Source organism: Candidatus Dormiibacterota bacterium (genome assembly GCA_036495095.1).
In the GTDB taxonomy this organism is placed as follows: Bacteria; Chloroflexota; Dormibacteria; order Aeolococcales; family Aeolococcaceae; genus CF-96.
In genome coordinates this window covers 24,926-31,232 of record DASXNK010000022.1, presented here as the reverse complement: position 1 = coordinate 31,232, position 6,307 = coordinate 24,926, and the positions used below count along the sequence as shown (strand labels likewise).

Below are 6,307 nucleotides of genomic sequence, written 5' to 3'. Positions count from 1 at the left end.
GAGCCGGGCCAGCGCCCGCACCGCCGTCGACTTCGCGGTGCCCTTCTCGCCCCGGATCAGCACCCCGCCGATCGCCGGGTTGATCGCGTTCAGCACCAGCGACTGCTTCATCGACTCCTGGCCGACCAGCGCGGTGAAGGGAAGCGTCGGGCGCGGGCTGCTCACCCGCCCATTGTTCCTCAGGTGGTGCTGGTGAGGACACGGATCCGGCAGGCGGTCTCCTCGTCGGTGAGGTGCGGGCAGGTGGCGCAGTGGACGGCGCGCTCGGTGTGGAGCAGGCAGCAGACCGCCCGCTTCCGCACCAGCCGGCCGTCGACCCCGAGGAGCCGGGGGCGGAGCGCCGCCGGGGTGCCGAGCATCAGCCCCACCGCGAGGGTGAGCACCGCGGCCTCGCCGGGGGAGGTCCCGGCGGTCTCGGCGGCGCCGGCGATGCCCGCGGCGAGGGCGTCGACCACCAGGCAGTGCAGGGCCCGCCGGCCGCGGTGGACGGGGCGTTCGGCGAGCCGCTCGACCAGGGTCAGGAGATGGCCGGCGAGCAGGTCGCGGGCGAGGGGGACGAGGGCCGCGACCGGGGTGGCGGGCGCGAGCCGGGCGTCGGCGAGCATCAGCGCGTCGACGAAGCCGTCGGCGTCGACGTGAACGGCGACGTTGGCGGCGTCGAGGTGGGGCAGCCTGCCCTCGCCGAGCAGGCTGCCGAAGGCGGCGGTGGCCAGTGCCCAGGCGTAGCGCTCGAGGAAGAGCGAGGCGCACACCGACATCCGCGCCGTCTCCTGGCACCGGGCGACCAGGGCGAGCTGGCGCTCGAGCTCGTCCGACCCGGGGACGAGCAGGTCGGCGCAGGCGGTCCAGCCCTCGCCGAGCGGGCCGGCGGGCGCGGGCTCCCAGCGCATCTCCGCGCAGTCCCAGCGCAGCCGTGCCGCCACCGGCGCCGCCGCGCTCATCTCAGCACCCCTGGCACCGCCTCGGCGAGGGCGTTGGCCACGGTGCCGCAGGTGGCGGCGTGGGGCCGCTCCGGCCGGTCGGCATAGCCGTCGAGGAGCAGGCGGTTGCGGTTGAGGCAGATCCGGGTGAAGCGGGGGGCAAGCAGGTCGAAGAGGGCGAAGCGCTCGGCGAGCTCGGGGAATCGGGCCTGGTGGTCGAGGATGGCGCGCCGCACCGCCGCCCAGAAGTCGCGCTCGCCGAGCCCGAGGTGATCCTCCATCAGGTCGGAGAGGTAGCGGAGGTGGCCGACGAAGAGCGCCGCCCAGAGGAACTGGCAGAGCCATTCCGGGGGCTCGGCGAGGAGCACCCGGCGGAGCTCGGGGCCGACCCCGGCGAGCTCGGGCAGGGGCTGGTCGCTGAGGTTGACGTCGTCGACGAAGTCCTTGATCGCCAGCCGGCTGGGCACCCCACCGCGGTGGACGAGGATGGCGTTCTCACCGTGGGGCGAGAACACGACGCCGTAGCGGTAGAGGAAGTGGAGCAGCGGCGGCAGCACCGCCCCCAGCAGGGCGTCGAGCCAGGCCGCGGGGCCGAGCCCGGAGCGCTCGACCAGGGCCGCCACCACCGGGACCCCGTGGCCGTCGACATGGAGGAGGGCGGCCATCGTCATCGCCCGCTCGCCGGGGTCGAGCCGCCCCTCCAGGCTCTCCCGCCAGATGCACCCGAGCAGCTCGCGGAACTGGTACGGCGCCCCCTCGAGCTCCTCGTAGGTGGGATGGGGGACGGCGACGGCGGCGACCTCGCCGAGCAGCAGCAGCCGGCAGCGGTCGTGGAGGAAGGGGTCGGCGGCGGCGATCCCCTGGAGGAACGCGGTCACCGCCGGCGCCGCCAGGGTGCGCTCGGTGGGCAGCCCCCGGTAGACGAGGGTGTTGAGGATGCTGAGCGGCAGCTTCACCGAGTGCCGCCGGGGCACGCTGACGTTGCTGAGGGTGCGGATCGACTGCTGGGGGAGGTGGAGGTCGTCGCCCTCGCCGAGCACCACCAGGTCGCCGGCGGCGAGCTCGGCGGCGAACAGCGGCAGCACGACGTGGTCCCACTGCCAGGCGTGGACGGGGAACCAGAGGAAGCGGTCGGGGTCCTCGCCGCGGGCGCGGAGCACCGCGCCGAAGTCCGCGGCCCTGGCGGGGTCGAGCTGCTCGGCGCGCAGCCGCAGGTGGTCGAGGCCCTCGACCGCCCGATACTCGCCGCAGCCGTCGCGCACCGCCAGCCAGCGCAGCGGCAGCGGCCGGCGCCGCTCCGGGGCGAAGCGGAGGTGGTCGTCGTGGCCGAAGCCGATCCTGCCCTTGTTCGGCACCAGCCAGGGGTGGCCGTCCATCTCGCCCTCGATCTCGGCCCAGGGCAGCTCGACGAGCGCGGCGGCGCGGCGCCGCGGCGAGGCGGCGATGTGACAGTCGGCGAGCTGGGTGGCGCGGAGCTCGCGGGCGAGGTGGGCGGTGGTGGCCGGCTCCATCCCCAGGCCGGGGGCGAGGTCGAGGAGCAGGCGGACCGGGTCGGCGGCGGGGACGCTGCCGCCGGCGTCGCGGCGCCGCACCGAGCCGGGCTCGACCAGCAGCCGCTCGTAGCAGCGCGGCCGGGCGGCGAACTCGTAGACGGCTTCGCCCGCGGGGGCGCGCCAGCCGGTGCCGGCGGGCTCGGCGTCGAGCAGCTGCTCGTAGAGGAGCTCGGAGAGCATCTTGGCGACCATGCGCTCGCCGGCGGCCTGCCAACGCCCCCCGGCGAGCGCCTCCAGCGCGGTGGTGACGGTGTCCATCAGGCGACTCCGAACTCGGTGACGACGGTGCGCCGCGGCAGCCGGAAGACCTCGCGGCCGGTGAGCGCGTTGACGATGCAGGCACTGCGGTGGGCTCCCAGGCCGAGGTCGGGCGCGCCCACCCCGTGGGTGTGGAGCTCGGCGTTCTGCACGAAGAGGCTGCCGGTGACCGACGGGTGCATCGCCACCCGGTAGTCGAGGTCGACCCGATAGCGGCCGGTGGGGCCCCAGCGGATCAGCGGGCTCAGCTCCTCGATGCAGGCCGGCGGCCGGGCGACGAAGCCGGTGGCGAGCACCGCGCACTCGGTCTCGACCACCAGGTCGCGCCCCTGCTCCCACTGGCGGCAGCGCAGCCGCAGGCCGCGGCCGTTGCGCTCGACCGCCTCCACCGCCAGGTGGGGGCGAAGCTCGACCGGGGGCTCGGCGCCGCCGGCGCTGCGCTCGTAGAGCAGGGCGTAGATCTCCTCGACGGTGCCGGCGTCGATGCCCTTGTAGAGGAGGTCCTGGCTGGGGAGCAGGCGGTCGCGCACCTCCTCGTCGAGGCCGTGGAAGTAGCGGGTGTACTCGGGGGAGAAGTGCTCGAGGGCGAGCCGGGTGTACTCCATCGGGAAGAAGCCGGCGGTGCGGGTCAGCCAGGTCAGCCGGTAGCCGTGGGCGGGCTGGTCGCGGAGCAGGTCGAGGAACACCTCGGCGCCGCTCTGGCCCGAGCCCACCACCGTCACCGCCGCCGCCCGGTGGAGCCGCTCGCGGTGGTGGAGGAAGTCGGCGGCGTGGACCACGTCGGGCCCCAGCGCGGGGGTGAGCGCCTCGGGGACGTGGGGGGCGGCGCCGACCCCGAGCACCGCGTGGCGCGCCCGCACCCGCTCCACGCGCGTGCCGCCCGGGGCGCGGAGCTCGGCCTCGAAGACCGCCTCGCCGGCGAGCCAGCGCAGCGCCTCGACCCGGGCGCCGAACCGGCAGGAGGGCAGCCGCTCGGCCACCCAGCGGCAGTAGTGGTCGTACTCGCGGCGGGGCAGGTGGAAGCGCTCGCGCAGGTAGAAGCGGAGCAGCCGGTCGTGGACGCGCAGGTAGTTGAGGAAGCTGTGCGGGCTGGTGGGGTCGACCAGGCTGACCAGGTCGGCGAGGAACGGCACCTGGGTGGTGGCGCCCTCGAGCAGCAGCCCGGGGTGCCAGGAGAAGCGCGGGTGCTCGTCCACGAAGAGGGCGTCGACCTCCGGCGCCTGGTCGAGGAGCGCGGCCAGCCCCAGGTTGAAGGGTCCGATGCCCACCCCGAGCAGGTCGCGGACCGGGGCGGCGGCGCTCACCGGCGCCGGACCATCAGCACGGCGCGCTTGTCGGGGAGCTCGAGCTCGCCCTCGCGGACGAAGCCGCAGCGCTCGAAGACGTGGATCATCCGGGCGTTGCGGACGTCGGGCTCGGCCACGATCCGGCGGGTGCGGGGCTCGCGTGCGAGCTGCCAGTCGACGACCGCCTCGAGCAGGCGGCGGCCGAGACCCCGCCCGGTGAGCTCGATCGGGCCGACGAGGAGGTGGACGCCCTGGTCGTGCTCCTCGGCGGCGTAGTGCGCTGCGAGCGCGTCCTCCGCCGCCCGGTACACCTCCCAGTACGAGACCGGCACCCCGTCGACGCAGCCGATCAGGGGCTCGATGTGGGCGGCGGCGGCCATGCTCTCGAGGTGGGCGCGCAGCTCGGCGCGGGGCACGTCGAGGTGCCAGAAGGGCACCACGTGGGGCTGGTGCATCCAGCCGTGGACGAGGTCGAGGTCCTCCTCCGGGTCGAGGTGGCGGAAGCGCGCGGTCGCGCCGCCGGCGAGGGGCGCCTCGAAGGCGGTCGCGGTCACGACGTCCACGCCATCGCCCCCACCGCCTGCCGGACCGGGTTGGGGATCTCCACGTAGACCGACTGGCTCTCCATCGGGCCGACCAGCTCGTCCATGTCGTCGAGGCGGGTGCGCAGGTTGGCCTTGCAGCGCAGCCGCGGGCTGCCCAGCAGGGTGTCGACCATCGGCGATGCCGGGAAGGCGCGGTCGGGGGCGGCGAGGTGGCGGGCGAGGTCGCCGAGGAGGTCGGCCTCGTCCGCGAGCCCGGCGCGCCCGAAGGCGCCGATCAGCCCGAGCAGGTGATTGACCCCGAGGTAGTAGCCGAGCCGCTCGTCGGCGACGGCGTCGTCGCAGACGGTGTCGCTCTCGGCGTTGAGGCCGGGGAGGAGCCGCCGCAGCCGGGCCTCGTGGGAGCGCTTGAAGTAGTAGCCCTGGTTGTCGCGGTAGCGGAACCCGGCGGGAAGGCCGTCGCGGAGCACCACCACCCCGTTCTGCTGGTGGGCCTCGAGGGCGATGCCCTCGGCGCCGTACAGCCAGAGGATGGGGTCGACCGCGACCTCGAGGTAGCGGGCGAACCACGCCCGCGCGGCGGTTGCCAGCGAGGTGCCCCGCGACCGTGCCAGGGCGTGGACGTGGCCGGCCAGCGGCGGCGGCCCTCCGTCGGGCGCGGGCTCGCAGAGGGCGGCGACCACGCTGGCCTCGTCCGCCTCGCCGAACGGGTTCTCCCGGATCACCACCTCGAAGCCCGACTCGGCGCCCGCCGTGGGCCCGGCGAGGGTGGCCCAGGCGGGGTCGCGGAGGATGCCGAAGCCGGGGAAGCGCGCGGCCAGCTCGGTCCCCAGCCCGGCCTCGAGGAGGCGGTGGACCTCGACCCCGCGGGCCAGCTCCTTGCGGAGGTTGAGGCGCACCGAGTTGGTGATCCGCACCCCGAGCGAGAGCTTGAGCATCACCGCGGTGCCAGGCCGACCGGCGGTGCGGACCGAGGAGGTGGGCGACCAGGGTGACCCCTGGGGGCCGTGGTCGGCCAGCCGCCCGGCGTCGATGAGGGCGCGCACCTCCGGTCGCCACCGCAGCCGGTCCGCCTGCCAGGGATGAGCGGGGATCAGGGCGCGATCGCCTCGTGCGGCCAGCCGGCGCAGCTCGGGGTCGGCGCGCTCGTCGTCGACGAGCAGGCTGGCGAGCACCGCCGTCGCCGGCTCCGGCAGCGCCGAGTCCTCGAGCACCAGCGTGCGGTCGGCGGCGAACCAGTGGAGCGGGAAGGCGGCGCCCAGCTCGGGCGAGAAGGCGTCGATCTCGGCGACCGTCATCGGGGTACGGCTCTTCGGGGTGGGGTGCAGCGGGTGGCCGCCGAGCAGCGACTGCTCGGCGCGCAGGAAGGGGGTGAGCGGGCGCGGCGCCGCGGCGGTGGCGTCCGCGGCGGCGGCGAGGAAGCGGGCGACGGCGCGATGGCTGTCGGTCACGGCCGCGACCAGCCCCGCCGGGTCGGCGCGGGGGTCGCCGGCGGCGAGCTCACGGCCGAGCAGCGCCGCCAGTGCGGCGGGGTCGAGGGCCACCGGGGGCGCCGCGGCGGAGGCCCGCACCCGCACCGGGAGGTCGAAGAGGTGATGGCCGGTGGCGGAGTGGTGGCGCAGCCCGACCTCGAGGTCGATGCCGAGATGGGCGAGCCGGACCCGCAGCCGATCGCCGGCGAGCTCGGTGGCGGGACCGGCCTCGCGCAGGAAGCAGTTGAGCAGGCCGGTCACCGCCAGGTCCGCGGC

General features: G+C 75.7%; 5 protein-coding genes. All 5 read right to left on the bottom strand.

Translation table 11 applies throughout. The features are described 5' to 3' along the window. Positions 1-179 precede the first annotated feature (179 nt). The 5 genes from VGL20_02020 to VGL20_02000 are packed head-to-tail and all read right to left on the bottom strand — an operon-like array spanning position 180 to position 6,292. The gene (locus VGL20_02020; GenBank protein ID HEY2702442.1) at positions 180-941 is read right to left on the bottom strand and encodes a hypothetical protein; all 762 of its coding nucleotides are present in this window, start codon (positions 939-941) and stop codon (positions 180-182) included. Further along, on the bottom strand, positions 938-2,731 hold the full coding sequence (locus VGL20_02015; protein HEY2702441.1) for an IucA/IucC family siderophore biosynthesis protein: 1,794 nt from the start codon (positions 2,729-2,731) through the stop codon (positions 938-940). Before VGL20_02015 ends, VGL20_02020 begins: the two co-directional genes overlap by 4 nt. Beyond that, positions 2,731-4,035, bottom strand: a complete 1,305-nt coding sequence (locus VGL20_02010; GenBank protein HEY2702440.1) for a SidA/IucD/PvdA family monooxygenase — start codon at positions 4,033-4,035, stop codon at positions 2,731-2,733. Before VGL20_02010 ends, VGL20_02015 begins: the two co-directional genes overlap by 1 nt. Then, complete coding sequence (locus VGL20_02005; protein ID HEY2702439.1) at positions 4,032-4,580, bottom strand: GNAT family N-acetyltransferase; 549 nt, start codon at positions 4,578-4,580, stop codon at positions 4,032-4,034. Before VGL20_02005 ends, VGL20_02010 begins: the two co-directional genes overlap by 4 nt. After that, on the bottom strand, positions 4,568-6,292 hold the full coding sequence (locus VGL20_02000; GenBank protein HEY2702438.1) for an IucA/IucC family protein: 1,725 nt from the start codon (positions 6,290-6,292) through the stop codon (positions 4,568-4,570). Before VGL20_02000 ends, VGL20_02005 begins: the two co-directional genes overlap by 13 nt. Between the last annotated feature and the right edge of the window lie 15 nt (positions 6,293-6,307).

Excerpts from the sequence above, each read along its gene's own strand:
- VGL20_02020 (HEY2702442.1), bottom strand. The coding sequence starts at position 941 with ATGAGCGCGGCGGCGCCGGTGGCGGCACGGCTGCGCTGGGACTGCGCG.
- VGL20_02015 (HEY2702441.1), bottom strand. The coding sequence starts at position 2,731 with ATGGACACCGTCACCACCGCGCTGGAGGCGCTCGCCGGGGGGCGTTGG.